Source organism: Caballeronia sp. SEWSISQ10-4 2 (genome assembly GCF_030464885.1).
GTDB lineage: Bacteria > Pseudomonadota > Gammaproteobacteria > Burkholderiales > Burkholderiaceae > Caballeronia.
The window spans coordinates 105,869-121,028 of record NZ_JALPRJ010000023.1; the positions used below are offsets into that span (position 1 = coordinate 105,869).

The following is a 15,160-nucleotide window of genomic DNA, read 5'->3' on the forward strand; positions in this document are numbered from 1 at the left end:
GGGAACATGCAGTCATTCAGGGGAACAAGGATGCAAGGTTTGATGATGCAGCAACCGTTGCTGGTCGCATCGCTGCTCACGCACGCTGAACGCCACCATGGCGAACAGGAAATCGTGTCACGACGGGTCGAAGGCGACATTCACCGGTACCGGTACCGGGATTTTGCGCAACGTGCGCGCCGCATGGCAAATGCCCTCGCAGGCCTCGGCATCCAGCCGGGCGAGCGGGTCGGGACGCTGGCGTGGAACGGCTACCGGCACATGGAGCTGTACTTCGCCGTGTCTGGGGCCGGGTCCGTGTTGCACACGCTCAACCCGCGTTTGCACGTCGATCAGCTCGCGTACATCATCGAGCATGCGGAAGACCGTGTCGTGTTCTTCGACTTGACGTTTCTCCCGCTGATCGAGAGCGTCGCGCCGCGGGTCAAGAGCCCGAAGGTTTTCGTGGCAATGACCGACCGTGCGCATATGCCGCAAGACCACGGCCTGTCTACCACGCTGCTGTGCTACGAAGATCTCGTCGATGGTCACAGCGACGCTTTCGACTGGCCGCTGCTGGACGAAAACAGCGCGTCATCGCTGTGCTACACATCCGGGACGACCGGCAATCCGAAGGGGGTGTTATACAGCCACCGCTCGACCCTGCTGCACACCTACGCGGCGGCGCTGCCGGATTCGCTGAATTGTTCGGCGCGCGATGTGATCCTCCCGGTCGTGCCGATGTTCCATGTGAACGCGTGGGGACTGCCGTATATCGCCTGCATGGTGGGTGCGAAGCTGGTGTTTCCGGGGCCGGCGCTGGACGGTAAGTCGCTCCATGAACTGATCGAGGACGAACAGGTCACGCTGTCGGCCGGCGTACCGACTGTCTGGCAGGGATTGCTTGCGCATGTCGAGGCGGTCATGGGTTCGTTTTCATCGATGAAACGCACAATTATCGGCGGAGCTCCCTGCTCGACTGCGATGACGGCAGCGTTTCAGGAGCGCCATCATGTTGACGTCCTGCACGCATGGGGCATGACGGAATTGAGCCCGGTCGGCACCGTCTGCAGTTTCAAGGCACATCAGGTGTCTCTGCCTACGGAGGAGCGCTACGCGCTTCAGGCGAAGCAGGGGCGCCCGGTGTTCGGCATCGACATGAAAATCGTCGACCTGGAAGGCAACGATTTGCCGTGGGACGGCACGGCAACCGGCGACCTTCTCGTACGCGGTCATTGGGTCATGCAGGAGTACTTCGGCCATGACGGCCGATCGCCGCTGCACGACGGCTGGTTTCCGACCGGCGACGTGGCAAAGATCGACCTGGACGGCTTCATGCAGATTACGGATCGCAGCAAGGACGTCATCAAGTCCGGCGGGGAATGGATCAGTTCGACCGACATCGAAAACGTCGCGTATCTGCACCCCGAAGTCGCGACGGCGGTTTGCATCGCCGCACGGCATCCGAAGTGGGACGAGCGACCGCTGCTGCTAATCGTGAAGAAGCCCGGCAGTGGGCTCGCCGCAGATGAACTGCTCACGTTCTTTGACGACCGGGTTGCAAAGTGGTGGAAGCCAGAGGCCGTGGTGTTCGTCGACTCGGTCCCGCTCGGTGCAACGGGCAAGGTGCTCAAGAACCAGTTGCGGGATCAGTTCGGCGACTACTACCTGTCGGCCTGAGACACCGGCAAGGCAACAACACAGTTTCATTCGAGCAACAAAATCATAAGCTGCCGGGTCCACCCGGGGCGCCCCACACCTGGAGGAGACGCAATGAAATTCAAATCATATAGCTTTGGAGTGCTGATAGTTTTTTCAGCGGCGGCCCATGCACAGTCGTCGGTTACGCTCTATGGCGTACTCGACAGTGGATTACTGTATCAGAGCACCTCGGCCGCAACGTTCCAGCGGACCGCACCTAACCTGGGGCATGTCTATCAACTCAAGGACGGCGGTATCTATGCCAGCTACTGGGGCCTGAAGGGCGCCGAAGACATAGGCGGCGGCTACAAGATCACGTTCAAGCTGCAAGGCACGTTCAACACTACGAACGGCAAGTTCGGGCTGTCCGATACGCCGGGCACGACCGCGCTCTTCAACCAGTATGCGACGGTCGGCGCAACCGGGCCGTTTGGCACGTTCGACGCCGGCCGGCAGATCATCCCGATGATCTACGCGATGGCAGAAACCGACGTACGCGGCGCACAGTATTTCGGCAGCATCCTGACTTCGTGGCTGGGCATCAATCAGGCGGCCGGCTGGCCCGGTACCAGCACGAACGCTCCAATCGGCGCCCTGTATGACAGCAACGCGCTGGTCTACAATTCGCCGAAATTCTATGGCACCTCGCTTGCGCTCGAGTACGCGCCGGGCGGGGTCGCGGGACAGTTCCAGGGCGGCACGCGCGAGTCGGCCGTACTCAAGTATTCGAACTACGGTCTGAACCTGTCCGCGGTGTACTACAACGGGCATGACACCAACCCGTATCCGCTGACTTATCCAGCGGTTCCGGCTACGCCGGCGACTGGCGCGACCAATAACCGCTTCTACTATTTCGGTGCGATGTATACGATCAGCGGTTTTTCGGTATCCGCCTCGTACGCGATTGGCAAGAACCCGGCGAAGAGCAATAGCGTCGACTTCGAAATGGCGTCGGGCGGCCTTGGCTACCAGTTCAATCCGGCTTTCAAGATCACGTCCGGTTACTACTACCTGAAGGACCGGAACAATTCAGCGAATCACTCGAGCGAGTTTGCAGTAGGTGCGGAATACAACCTGTCCGTGAGGACCAAGGCGTACGCGCAGGTCGGGTATGTCAACAACAAGGGGACGATGAACCAGACGATCATCTATGGAGCCCCGGTTGCGCCGGGTGTCTCCACCACTGCGGCCATGGTCGGCATTCGCCATAGCTTCTGATTTCGTCACCTTCATAAACCGGAGTAATCCATGAAAACAAACAAGGCACTCGAGCTGGCGGTCGCCGCATGGTTCGTTGCAGCGTCCGCAACCGCGTGGTCCCAGCCCGGTGAAGCAGCCAGTGCACCCGCCGGTGCGCAAGGTGCGTCCGAGATGGCGGCATCGGGCGCTGTGGCTCCCGTAGGCAGGAAAGCGGACCGTGCCCTGCGCCGCAGGGTTTATGCCACCATCGGGAAGGACAAGGAAATCAGCGCCGGAGACATCAGTGTCATCGCGAAAGACGGCGCAGTGACATTGAATGGCACGGTCACGGACGCTGCCCAGATCGGCAAGGTTGAGGCGATGACGAGGGGCGTTTCCGGAGTGACGTCGGTGACCAACAAGCTGACAGTGAAGAAACCGTTTGGCGGCATGTAAGCTGCCGGCGGGTGTGTCAGTAAATATAGCGTTGACAAAGTGAGTCGAGGGGCTGTTAATGCGTCGGACGAGTTGCGCTTCTGCTGATCATGCAAGTCCGGCATCGATTGCTCAAGTGCATAACTCACCAAGGCTACCCGGAGAACAATCAATTGTCTCAAGTCCTCACCACCGGTCGGCACAAGCTTGACCTGTCGTATCGCTGATATGAGCGCGCGATGATCTGTTCGGCGGTGAGTCGACTCTTACGCTTCGCCCTCCCTGGGTAAGGTGACGAACTTATTGGATGGCATGGTTCTGTGAGGGGTTTGTCATCGCTTCGCCCAGTTTCTCCAAAAGAAATTCGGCGACGACCGCTACTGCAGGTGGTACCGGTGGGCGGCTCGTGTAGACGAGCTGCAGGCCGAGGCCGGTGCTGGCGCGCCGATAGGTCGGCAGCACACGGACCAGTTTCCCCTGCGCGATGATTGGCTCAACTATTAACTGCGGCAGCAGCGCAATACCCAGTCCGGCTATACAAGCCTGCGCCAGCACTCGCATGTCGTTGACCGCGAACCGGCTGTTGATCGACACTTCCTGACTACCGCGTGGACCCTGCAGACGCCACGTGTTGCGACCCTGGCGATTAGAAATCGTCAGACAGTCGTGTTCGGCCAGTTCACGCAGCGTGCGTGGTCCAGCGCGCCGCTCCAGATAGGCCGGACTCGCCGCGAGGATCATTGCACTCGGCGCCAGTCGACGTACCTTAAGGCCGCTACGGGTCTCGATGCCCATGCGCAAGGCCAGATCGATGCGCTCGGCGATCAGATCGGTAGGCGTATCGTCGAGCAGGAAGTCGATGCTGATGTGTGGATAGCGCGCGTAGAACTCGACCAACCATTCAATGCGGAAGAATTCGAACAGGCCGGCCATCGCGGTGACGCGAACCGAGCCGGACGGTGTCTGCTCATCTGCATGGAGTCGCCCGATCTCGAGGATCTGGTCAAGCGCCGGCGCATAGCGCTCGAACAGCGCCTGACCTTCCGTGCTCGGCGCGAGCTTGCGAGTCGAGCGATGCAGCAGACGTGTGCCGAGTTGCCCTTCGAGTTGATCGATGCGTCGGCTCAGCGTATTCGCCGGCATGCCCAGACGCCGCGCCGCCTCGGAAAAGCTGCCGGCACGGACGACCTGGACGAACATCGCCAGATCATTCAGATCAAGCATGACATCTCTCCATAAATGGATTAATCAAATCCTATTTTACCATCTAGTGTGAAGTGCCTTTGATCCCCATACTTGAGGTGTCACACAGGAGGCGGCCGTAAAACGCCATTCCCTCGTTTCACGGTGTTGCATCACCTGATACCGCGCACGGGCGCGGCAACTTAATGATTCAAGGAAATTGATTTGAAGAAGCATCTGATGATTGCGGCTGGTGCACTCGCCGCCTCACTATCGTTTTCGGCATTCGCGGACGTGCCGACGTACCAGCTTGATCCGGACCACACGTACCCGAGTTTCGAGGCCGACCACATCGGCGGCCTGTCGGTCTGGCGTGGCAAGTTCGACAAGTCGCAGGGCACGGTGACGCTCGATCGCGCGGCAAAGACCGGCACCGTTGAAGTCACGACCGACATTGCGTCGATCCACACGGGTAGCACGAAGCTCGACCAGAACCTGCAGTCGGATCAGTTCTTCGACGCGTCGAAGTTCCCGGAAGCGACCTACAAGGGCACGATCAAGTTCAAGGGCGACCAGCCGGCCATGGTCGTCGGCAATCTGACGATGCACGGCGTGACCAAGCCGCTGACGCTGAAGATCGACTCGTTCAAGTGCATGCCACATCCGATGCTCAAGCGCGAAGTGTGCGGCGTCGACGCGGTGGGCGAATTCGATCGCAGTGACTTCGGCGTCGACTTTGGCAAGGTGTACGGCTTCAGTATGAAGACCAGGCTGCTCATCTCGGCCGAAGCACTGAAGCAGTAATCCCGTTCGGAGATAAGTCTCATGAAACTGTTACACGTAGATTCCAGCATCCTCGGCGAAGGCTCCGTCAGCCGTGATCTGTCAGCGGATGTCGTCGCGACCTTCCGGGGCCGCCATCCCGACCTTGCGCTCACTCGTCTCGACCTTGCCGCCACACCGATCGGCCATCTGATGGCTGCACACCTCGCGGCCGCGCAAGGCGCTCCGGTCGACAATGCATTGAAGGCCGACGTCGCCATGGGCCAGGTCGCGCTTGAGGAGTTCCTGGCAGCCGGCATCGTGGTCATCGGTGCGCCGATGTACAACCTTGGCGTGCCCTCTCAACTGAAGGCCTGGATCGACCGTATCTCCGTCGCCGGGAGGACATTCCGCTACGGGGAGCACGGCCCGGTCGGACTGTGCGGCGGCAAGAAGCTGGTCATTGCCTCGTCGCGCGGCGGCGTTTATAGCGAAGGCTCGCCGGCCGCCGTCTTCGATCATCAGGAAACCTATCTGAAGGCGGCCTTCGGCCTTCTGGGCATTACGGATATCACCTTCATTCGCGCGGAAGGTGTGGCGATGGGTCCGGAGGCGCGCAGCGAGGCCATCGCCTCGGCTAAGCAAGAGACCGCCGCGCTCGCTGCGTGAGGTAGCACCGCCCTAACCAAATACTCCTTGGAGAACAATGATGTCGAACACCCAGAAGCTCATCGCCGTCGTGGGTGCAACCGGCCAGCAAGGCGGCGCCGTTGTGCGCGCGCTGCAGGCGAGCGGTCAATTCAAAGTGCGCGCGTTGACGCGCAATCCGGCCAGGCACCCGAAGCTGGGTGACGAAGTCGTTCTGGCGGATTTCAATCGTCCGGAAACGCTTAAAGCCGCATTTGCCGGAGCACACGGAGTTTTCCTAGTGACCAATTCCTGGGAAGCACAAGCAGACGAGCCCAAGCAGGCGCTCGCGGCTGTCAACGCGGCGAAAGACGCCGGCGTACAGCACTTCATCTGGTCGACGCTTCCCAATGTGGAGGCGATCAGCGGCGGCACGATCAATGTCCCGCATTTCACGGCGAAGGCGAAAGTCGAACCCATCGTGAGCGAAGCCGGATTTGCGTACCACACGTTCGTGATCGCGCCGTTCTATTACCAAAACCTGATCGGCCTCATGGCTCCGCAGAAACAAGCGGATGGCACCGCGGGTTGGGCGCTGCCGCTTGATCCGGAGCGGCGCGTCATCCATATGGGCGACATCACCGAACTCGGTCGCCTCGTGGTCGGCGCGTTCGCGCAGCCGGAACTCGCGGGGCGCGGCGAACATTTGGCGCTGGTCGGCGATTTCCTGAGCTTCAACGAGATCATCGCCACCCTGAATCAACAAGGAAACACGCTCTCGTTCAAGCAAGTCCCGCGCGAGGTATTTGCCGGCTGGTTTCCGCACGCCGACGGTATCGCGGCGATGCTCGCCTACTTCGAAGCGCACACGTATCTCGGCTCGGATTCGCGCGGCGCGATCACACTCGCCAACAAAGTCGCCGGCCAGCAGCCGACGAAGTTTGCCGCATGGGCAAAAGCGAACTTCGCGATCCCGGCAGCCACGTGAAAACACACCTCTCCAAACGAGAAGGCGTCCTTGACGCGCACGAAGAACGGGCGAGTCCCCACCGCCGTAGACGAGTCCAAACAGGGCCATCAACCCGTCACACGTTTGCCGGCTCCAGAGATCCACAATCAAACCTCTGGCCGCCGATCAGACTGCAGCTTGATCAGAACCGGTGAACGATGCCAACCCCTGCGGCAAACTGCTTGCCTGACGAAGATGGGCTGCTCTGGAAGCCATCGCCAAGCGTTGCAGTCGCGTTGATGATGCTTCCTGATCCCGTCGTGCCCAGCGTCTTGCCGTGCGCTACCTGGAACGCCTGCAGCGCATACAGCGTCGTACGCTTCGAAAGGTTGTAGGCCTCGGACAGATTGAACTGGTGATACTGAGCCGCGCTGTCGATGTGGTTCGCCTTCGTGGCGCGCGTATAACTGTAGCCCGTGGCAAGATCGATTGCGGGTGCAGCGCGATAGTGAAGCACGGTGCCAAAGGTATTGAAGACCGCTTCGTCAGTGAACTTCGAGTTGATACCCGGTATGTACTGGACGTTTGAATACGTCACCGAGATATCGAGCGCCTGGGTGAACGCATAACCTCCCGTGACTGCCACGCGCTGCTGAGCCGCCGCGGTCTGATAACCGTTGGTGAGGGCCGACACGCCCGATTGCCCGCCTGAATTGGTCGTCGAGTCCGTTCCCCAGGCGCCGCCGCCCGGTGTCGAATTGTTGATGCGCTGCAGGCCGGCCGCAATGCCGAATGGACCGTTGATGTATTGCAACGCCACGCTCCAGGTGGAGCCCGCATTGAGGCTGCCTGCAACGCCGCCCACGGAATACGAGCCGCTCATGGTGACCCCATAGAATTTCGGCGACGTATAGACGAGCGAGTTGTTTTCGCGGAAGTCGGTATCCAGCGAGTCGATATCGCCGGGGTGTGCACCGAAGTAGCCGGTGAGCCAGGTGGTCGGGCTATACGGCGACAGCAGCGAATAGTAGGACGTGTACTGGCGGCCGGCCGTGAACGTACCGTAGGTCGGGTTCGTAACACCAACGTACGCCTGACGGCCGAATTCCGCGTTCGTATATTGCTGTGCTCCGGTGTCGAGATTAAAGCCCGATTCCAACTGGAAGATTGCCTTGGTTCCGCCGCCGAGATCTTCCGCACCCTTCAAGCCGAAGCGGCTTCCGGCCCAGATCCCTGACGCGAGTTTCGTCACCGAGTGACCGCCGCTGGTTGAGCCGAGCGATGCCTGGTTGTTCGCATACACCAAACCGGTATCCACGATCCCGTACAGCGTCACGCTGCTCTGTGCGAACGCGGAACTTGCGATACAAGAAGCGCTGGCGACGATTAGCATTCCGATATATTGACTGCGTTTTTTCATTCGACTTCTCCTGTTACTCTTTTTTATAAAAACGTCTTCAAGTGCAACGCACTACAGCGCTGCAATCCGCGCGCGGAAATGCTCGGTGCCGGCAACGATCTTGTCGAGAACCGCATCCAGCGCCCAGAACCGCTCGCGAACGTCGTAGTCGATCACGCGGCAGCGGATTGAGCCGAAGGTGCCAATGCGCTGGTGGTAAATCTTCGCAAGTGCCGGATACCCCAACGCTTCCGACACGGCCGCGACCACAAGAAACGTCGACAATTCCTCGGCCAGCGCCGGGTGGGCGTCGCTTTTGGTACGCAACCACTGATAAAGATCGGGGTGGAAGTTGGTGAAGACGCCATTGAAGCCGGCCGAGCCTGCTTTCATTGCGTCCCATGCAATCGCTGCATTGGCGTTCAGGATCTTCAGCGGCGATCCCTTGGCGAGCGCGACGCGCCGCTTGACGGTATCGAGATCGCAACTCACGTCTTTCAGCATCATGAAGCGGCCGGTGTCGATGCAGGCCTTCAGTTCTTCATCGGATAACAAGCGGCGATACGGCGCGGGACATTCGTAGAAGCCGAGCGGTACGTCGGAGGGCAGGCGTTTGAGCAAGCGCTCCAGATTGGCGAGAAAGGTCGCTGTGCCTTCACGCTTAGGGTCGAGCCGGTTCGTCACCAGCACCACGCCCTGCGCGCCTGACGCAGCAGCGGCGCTGAGTTCTTCGACCTGGGCATCGGGGTCGTCGCTGATATGGCCGGACACGACGACCGGAACGCGGCCCGCGACCTTATCGACGACAAAACGTGCCACCGCAGCCCGCTCGGCGAGACTCAGGAATTGCATCTCACTCGATTGAGCGACCGCGAACAGCGCGTCCGAGCCATGGGCCAGATACCACTCGATCAGGCGTTCGAGCCCGGCGTAATCGATCGCGCCGGCCTCGTCGAACGGTGTCAGCATGACCGGGACAATACCTTCTATCGAAGTGGCAGGATTTAATACGGTATCCATATTTTCTCTCTATTGTCAGAATCAAACCTGGTTGCGCAATGGCTTGCGCGTTTATCTCAGGCGGGTAGATGCAGCGCCGCGGTCTCGGGCTCACGCTCGGGAATCGGTTTGCGGACCAGAACAAGGTATGCCATTGCACCAACGAGTGCGATGCCGGCCCCGGTCAGCAAAGCAGGCACGAACGACGAAGCCTGGGCAATGTACCCGGTCGCGACCGGTGCCAGCGCTCCGCCAAGAAAACCGCCAAAGTTCTGGATCGCACCGAGCGAACCAATGCGGCTGGGCGGCGCTGCCGCGGTGGCGAGCGACCACGAACAGGCGGAAGCAGCGTTTGCCAGAAAGATCACGACCGAGATGCAGACGAGGGCGATCGTATTGCTCTCGACCAGCGCGGCCGGAATGGTGAATGCGACCATACCGAGCATCGTGATCACAACCGCGTTGCGGCGGCCCACCACCGCTGAACGGCTGCGCCGGGTAATCAGGTCGGACAGCCATCCAGCGAGCAGGGCGCCGATAAAACCGCAGAAGAACGGTACAGCCGCTGCAATACCGCTGCGCTCGAGGCTCATGTGCCGCGCGGTCCTCAGGTAACCCGGCAGCCACGTCAGATAGACCCAGTTGAGATACACCGAACCGAAGAAGCCGATCAACATGCCCCATGTGGTGCCATAGGAGAAGAGTGCGCGCCAGTCGGCGAACGTGAGTTTTCCAGCGACTTTGTTCGCCGAGTCCTGATCCGCGTCCGCATCGAGGTACTGACGCTCGACATCCGTCATCTGCGACCTGACAGGATCGCGATAGATCATGAGCCAGACGATAGAGACAAGGAATCCCGCCGCGCCCGTCACGATGAACGCCCAGTGCCAGCTCGTCGATGCGATCAGAATGGACAGGCACAGCGGCGCGAGCGCAATACCCAGCGGCGACGCTGAATTGAAGATGCCCGTGGGCGTGCCACGCGATCGCAACGGAAACCAGTTGCTGACAACCCGCGCCGCTGATGGAAACTGCGGCGCCTCGCCGATGCCGAGCACAATGCGCGTGACGACGAAATAACCGAACGTGGCGGCAAGTCCACCCGCTGCCTGCGCGAGCGACCAGACGATCAAGCCGATGCCCAGCAGCCAGCGCGGTCCTATGCGGTCGACCAGTGCGCCGACCGGCAGCTGACACAGCGCGTAGCTCCACGAAAACGCCGAGAGCAAAATGCCCATCTGACCGAGCGACAACCCAAGGTCGGCGCGAATGGATTCGTTCGCGACAGCCAGGGTGCCGCGATCAAGATAGTTGATGATGCCGCTGATCATCAGCAGCGACAGCGCCACGGTCTGGCTGCGCCGTATGCGAGGCGGAGTGGATTGACCTGCCGGACTCTCGTTCATGCTGCGTCTCCGTTATATATGTTGTGAAATTTGAAAAGGCTGCCAGCCCAACGCCGGCGCAGAAACCGGGCGCGTGGGCGTGTGCCGTTTATCTACTTCTGCGTTGCAGCCCAGTTCACCACTTTCTGTTCCTGCATACCGAGCCCCTCTATACCAAGCTTCATCGTGTCGCCAGCCTTGAGATAGACCTCGGGATGCATGCCAAGACCCACACCCGGCGGCGTGCCGGTTGTAATTACATCGCCGGGCTGAAGCGCCACGAACTGGCTGATATACGACACGAGTTTCTTGATGGGAAAAATCATGTCATTCGTGGAGGAATCCTGAACTCTCTTCCCATTTAACTCCAGCCACAACTTCAGTTCCTGGACGTCCGCGATTTCGTCTTTCGTCACGAGCCAAGGACCCAGCGGCCCGAAGGTCGGGAACATCTTGCCCTTTACCCATTGTCCGCCGTGTTCGAGCTGCGATTCCCGTTCCGACACGTCGTTGCATATGCAATATCCGGCCACATAATCAAGCGCGGATTCTTCGCTGACATACAGCGCGTCCCGCCCGATAACGATCGCAAGCTCAACTTCCCAATCGCTTTTAACGGAGCCCACGGGCAGCGTGACCGGGTCGAACGGCCCGGAGATGCAGGACGGCGCCTTGTTGAATAGAATCGGCTCGCTCGGGATGGGTGCGTTCGTTTCGATCGCGTGTTGGACGTAGTTGAGGCCAACCGCGATGAAATTTCCCGGCCGCCGGATGCACGCACCAATGCGCGGCGATCCTTGCACGATCGACAATCGACTGACGTCGAGCGCTGCCACCTTGCGAAGACCATCGCCCGCAAAAAAATCCGGGTCGATGTCTTTCACGACTTCGGACAGGTCACGGATCTGTCCTTTATCGTCCATCAAGCCGGGTTTTTCCGAGCCCTGCGGGCCATAGCGCAGTAATTTCATCGTTACTCCAGTTGCGATTGAATGAACAGGTACGCAGCAATTGAAAGTCGCGCGTACTGGTACCGATCTTCGACTTATAAGAAATCGCGGGTCTGAAAGAAGTCCACAATCTTGCTGATTTGTCCGCGCATCATTTCCCGGCCTTGAATGAACGTGCAGCCGCTATCCCTGGCTAGCGACAAGAGCCGCGTCATTTCCGGCTTGACGATGGCATCGAATACGATCAGATCGCGGGGCAGCGTTTCCGCACGAATGGGCATGCGCGTGTCGTCCAGCATCCCGACCGGAGAAGCGTTGATCAGCACGTCGATGCCATCAACGACCGGCTCGCCGGTCTCGACCTGAGTCGATGGACTGCAGCGCCGCACCTTCTCCGCTACATCCCCGGCGCGTTGTGCATTGGGGTCGAAGATCCTGATGCTTGCAGGACTTTCGCGTCCCACCGCAACGGCTATCGCACTGCCTGCACCGCCAACGCCGATCATCATCACCCGCTTGCCCGCGAAACTCACGTCTCTGCGACGGAAGGCTTCCACGCAGCCGAGGCCGTCGAAGATATCGCCGAGCCATTGACCGTTGTCCGTGCGCACGAGCGCATTGACCGCGCCGACGAAGCTTGCCTGCGGACCGAGCTGGCTCGCAAATCTGCGCGCCTCGCCTTTGAAGGGAATCGTAAATACGAACCCGTCGAAATTCTGCAGCTTCAGAAGTTCGGGCATGACCCGGTCGAAGTCGGCGGGGAGAACGTGCACCGGCACCATCAGGGAATTGAGGTCGCGCGACACCAATTCCGCCGTGATCATTTCCGGCGAGCGCACTTGCTCGATCGGATGTCCGACTATTCCGAAGATGCGTGTTTTCCCGTTGACGTAATCGACTTCCCAGCTATTTGTCACGACCCATCCTTATTGCGTGTCTTGGCAATCAACGACTCTGAAAACCGGCTGCGTCAAGACCTCCCGGCCCGTGTATAAATGTAACCGCTATGCATTTCAAACACTAGATTGGCTTTAGGATTTAATGACGCTGCGTGCTAGTCTACTATGTGAGGCGTGCATGATTCCGAATCCATCGCAAGTCATCGTCGTTCGTTGTTTTGCATAGCGCTTACATCGTAGAATAATTTCGGCCATACCGTCAAATTGCTATTGCACCTTTAAGGGCAAACACTTACCTTCAGCACACCGCTTACATCGCTCCAATTTCTTCATGCAAGATTCGAAAGATGCCGAAACCGCCCGCGCGAACGCCGACGCAGCAGGGACTCAGGCCGCGCCCATGACGGCACAAATGCCCCGTTCGCTTACTGCTTCCGGCGATGAGCCCGTGCTGGCTGACGTCGCGCGGGTAGCCGGCGTGTCCACGGCGACGGTCTCGCGCTACCTGAACGACCCCGAGAAGGTGACCGAGAAAACCCGCGCCCGTGTCCGGGCCGCGATTGCGCAACTCGATTGGGTCCCGAACGCCGCCGCTCGTTCGCTGGTGTCGCGGCGTTCCTATACCGTCGGTGCGATTGTCCCGACGCTCGAGCACGAGAAATTCCACCAGCAGTTGCAGGCCTTTCAGGGGCGTCTTGGCGCTGAAGGGCTGGCCGTCTTCGTTGCCTGCTCCTCATATGATCCCGAGGAGGGTTATCGGCTGGCGCGCGGCATGGTGGGGCGCGGCGTGGATGCGATCGCGCTGCTCGGAGACAATTACCCCGACGCTCTTTTCGACCTGCTGCGGGCGAAGGACATCCCGTACGTCGTGACCTTCGGCAAGCGGGCGGACAGCGACCACCCGTGCGCGGGATTCGACCATGCGCGCGCTTACGAGGTCATCACGCGGCGGCTGCTGGAACTTGGCCATACACGCTTCGGCGTGATCTTCCAGTCGACGAAACTCAACAATCGCGTAGCAGCCCGCTTAGGCGCCATTCATGCCACGCTCGCAGAAAATGGCCTTGCGCTGAGACCGGCTCACGTCGCGCTGATGGACAACAACTCCAACGTCGGACGCATACCGTTCGCGCGCAAAAGCTTCCGGCAGATCATGAGTCACGCTCCCGCGCCGACGGCGATTATTTGCGGGAACGACATCCTCGCGATCGGGGCATTGCTGGAGGCTGAGGCGATGGGTATTGACGTGCCGGGCACGCTGTCAATTTGCGGCTTTGATGACATCGAGATTGCCGCGCACTCGCGGCCTTCGTTGACCACGGTGCGGGTGCCCGATCGCGAGATGGGGGAGTTGGCCGCGCAATATCTCATCGATCGGCTGGCGGGCCGGGATTGCGAGCCCCCGGCGATGCTCGACGTTTTGCTGGTGGAGCGTGAATCGACGGGCAAAGCGCCGGGCATCGCGTAATTCGCGGGCGTTCGCACTCGGTTGGGGGGGCGGTGCTAGGGCGGTGGTCGGGGGTGGTGCTGGGTTGGTGCTTTCGGCCTTAGTGGTCTGCGTGAGTTAGCTGATTTTTTTATCACTATTAGCCACTGTGCGTGGCGGCACTTCATTTCTTTTTCCAACGCCCCCCATGTCAGGCTAGTTGTCGCGTCACCGGATTTTACTTTTAATGCAAAACTGGGGGGCGGCAAGCGAATGAAAGATGAAGCGTTACAGCGCGGAATTCAAAGAGTGGGCGATGCGTCAAATGATGCCGCCCTTAAACCGGGCCGTCATTGAGATGTCCGGTGCCACCGGCGTGACGACGGTGACGCTGCACACTTGGCGGCGCCACGCGCGAAGCCTACGTAACTCAGGGAAATACATGCCGGGCAATGGCAAGACGAGCGATCAGTGGTCAAGCGCCGAGAAGTTCAGGGTGGTGCTGGAGACTGCGTTGTTAAGCGAGACTGAGATCGCCTATTACGGCCGTGCGAATGGCATTTATCCCGAACAGATCCGTGAATGGCGCGGCGTCTGCGAGCGGGCCAACGTGGCGCTCGTGCCGAAACTGAGTGCGGCCGAACGCACCCAGGCCAAGCTTGCAGCCAAGCGTATCGGTGAACTGGAGTGTCAGCTCAAGCGCACCGAAGCGGCCCGAGCGGAGGCCGCAGCGTTGGTGACGATGTTAAAAAAAGCCGATGCGATCTGGGGCAAAAAAGAGGGCGACTGATCAGCACCCCGGATCGCAGTGAAACCATGCAGTTGATCGATGAAGCGGTTCAAGCCGGCGCCAGTCAGGTCAGCGCCAGCGTGCTGCTGGGCGTGAGCGTGCGCAGCGTGCAGCGTTGGCGGCACCAGCCTGAAGACGCGCGGGTGCTCAGTGAGCGCGCGTCGCCGCCTAATAAATTCAGTGACATCGAGCGTCAAGCGGTACTCCAGGCCGCCTGCCGGGCGGAGTTTGCCAGCCTCACGCCGCATCAGATCGTGCCGAAACTGGCCGATAAAGGCATCTACCTTGGCTCGGAGTCGACGTTTTACCGGGTATTAAAGGCTGAGGGTCTGAGCCGGCGACGTGGGCGTGCCAGCGTGTCGCAACGGCGCGCGCCCACCACCCATCGTGCCGATGGTCCGAATCAGCTCTGGTGCTGGGACATCACGTGGATGCCCACGACCATCCGCGGGCGTTACTTTTACTGGTACATGATGAAAGACGTCTACAGCCGCAAGC

The 15,160-nt window shown here is 60.0% G+C and carries 14 protein-coding genes and 1 pseudogene; 9 read left to right on the forward strand and 6 right to left on the reverse strand.

Going from position 1 to position 15,160, the window contains the following annotated elements; all coding sequences use genetic code 11:
- The first annotated feature begins 30 nt into the window (after nucleotides 1-30).
- From M0D69_RS17535 to M0D69_RS17545, 3 genes are all read left to right on the forward strand, one after another.
- Nucleotides 31-1,659: a 3-(methylthio)propionyl-CoA ligase gene (locus M0D69_RS17535; protein ID WP_301783224.1), complete on the forward strand. Its 1,629-nt coding sequence runs from the start codon at nucleotides 31-33 to the stop codon at nucleotides 1,657-1,659.
- A gap of 93 nt (nucleotides 1,660-1,752) precedes the next feature.
- Nucleotides 1,753-2,898, forward strand: a complete 1,146-nt coding sequence (locus M0D69_RS17540; protein WP_301783225.1) for a porin — start codon at nucleotides 1,753-1,755, stop codon at nucleotides 2,896-2,898.
- Nucleotides 2,899-2,928: 30 nt separating this feature from the next.
- A complete protein-coding gene (locus M0D69_RS17545; RefSeq protein ID WP_301783226.1) occupies nucleotides 2,929-3,315 on the forward strand; it encodes a BON domain-containing protein in 387 nt (128 codons plus the stop codon).
- A gap of 279 nt (nucleotides 3,316-3,594) precedes the next feature.
- On the opposite strand, the gene M0D69_RS17550 is transcribed toward M0D69_RS17545, so the two are convergent.
- Complete coding sequence (locus M0D69_RS17550; RefSeq protein ID WP_301783227.1) at nucleotides 3,595-4,518, reverse strand: LysR family transcriptional regulator; 924 nt, start codon at nucleotides 4,516-4,518, stop codon at nucleotides 3,595-3,597.
- Nucleotides 4,519-4,701: 183 nt separating this feature from the next.
- On the opposite strand from M0D69_RS17550, the gene M0D69_RS17555 reads away from it, so the two are divergent.
- The 3 genes from M0D69_RS17555 to M0D69_RS17565 are packed head-to-tail and all read left to right on the forward strand — an operon-like array spanning nucleotide 4,702 to nucleotide 6,853.
- Nucleotides 4,702-5,280, forward strand: coding sequence for a YceI family protein (locus M0D69_RS17555; RefSeq protein ID WP_301783228.1), 579 nt, complete (start codon nucleotides 4,702-4,704; stop codon nucleotides 5,278-5,280).
- Nucleotides 5,281-5,301: 21 nt separating this feature from the next.
- Entirely contained in the window at nucleotides 5,302-5,907 is a 606-nt protein-coding gene (locus M0D69_RS17560) for an FMN-dependent NADH-azoreductase (RefSeq protein WP_301783229.1), read from the forward strand.
- A gap of 37 nt (nucleotides 5,908-5,944) precedes the next feature.
- Nucleotides 5,945-6,853 (forward strand): NmrA/HSCARG family protein, encoded by a 909-nt coding sequence (locus M0D69_RS17565; protein WP_301783230.1) that lies wholly within the window; start codon nucleotides 5,945-5,947, stop codon nucleotides 6,851-6,853.
- Nucleotides 6,854-7,016: 163 nt separating this feature from the next.
- Here the strand turns inward: M0D69_RS17565 and M0D69_RS17570 are convergent, their stop codons facing one another.
- The 5 genes from M0D69_RS17570 to M0D69_RS17590 all read right to left on the reverse strand — a co-directional run bounded on the left by M0D69_RS17570 (nucleotide 7,017) and on the right by M0D69_RS17590 (nucleotide 12,464).
- The gene (locus M0D69_RS17570; protein WP_301783231.1) at nucleotides 7,017-8,234 is read right to left on the reverse strand and encodes a porin; all 1,218 of its coding nucleotides are present in this window, start codon (nucleotides 8,232-8,234) and stop codon (nucleotides 7,017-7,019) included.
- Between the two features lie 51 nt (nucleotides 8,235-8,285).
- Nucleotides 8,286-9,233 (reverse strand): dihydrodipicolinate synthase family protein, encoded by a 948-nt coding sequence (locus tag M0D69_RS17575; protein WP_301783232.1) that lies wholly within the window; start codon nucleotides 9,231-9,233, stop codon nucleotides 8,286-8,288.
- 56 nt (nucleotides 9,234-9,289) lie between these two features.
- Nucleotides 9,290-10,618, reverse strand: coding sequence for an MFS transporter (locus M0D69_RS17580; RefSeq protein ID WP_301783233.1), 1,329 nt, complete (start codon nucleotides 10,616-10,618; stop codon nucleotides 9,290-9,292).
- A 92-nt stretch (nucleotides 10,619-10,710) separates the two neighbouring features.
- Complete coding sequence (locus M0D69_RS17585; RefSeq protein ID WP_301783234.1) at nucleotides 10,711-11,568, reverse strand: fumarylacetoacetate hydrolase family protein; 858 nt, start codon at nucleotides 11,566-11,568, stop codon at nucleotides 10,711-10,713.
- A 74-nt stretch (nucleotides 11,569-11,642) separates the two neighbouring features.
- On the reverse strand, nucleotides 11,643-12,464 hold the full coding sequence (locus M0D69_RS17590) for a shikimate dehydrogenase (RefSeq protein ID WP_301783235.1): 822 nt from the start codon (nucleotides 12,462-12,464) through the stop codon (nucleotides 11,643-11,645).
- 313 nt (nucleotides 12,465-12,777) lie between these two features.
- On the opposite strand from M0D69_RS17590, the gene M0D69_RS17595 reads away from it, so the two are divergent.
- From M0D69_RS17595 to M0D69_RS17605, 3 genes and pseudogenes are all read left to right on the forward strand, one after another.
- On the forward strand, nucleotides 12,778-13,914 hold the full coding sequence (locus M0D69_RS17595; RefSeq protein ID WP_301783236.1) for a LacI family DNA-binding transcriptional regulator: 1,137 nt from the start codon (nucleotides 12,778-12,780) through the stop codon (nucleotides 13,912-13,914).
- A gap of 238 nt (nucleotides 13,915-14,152) precedes the next feature.
- A complete protein-coding gene (locus M0D69_RS17600; RefSeq protein WP_301783237.1) occupies nucleotides 14,153-14,662 on the forward strand; it encodes a hypothetical protein in 510 nt (169 codons plus the stop codon).
- A gap of 26 nt (nucleotides 14,663-14,688) precedes the next feature.
- A pseudogene (locus tag M0D69_RS17605) lies at nucleotides 14,689-15,160 on the forward strand (helix-turn-helix domain-containing protein); the annotation flags it as partial.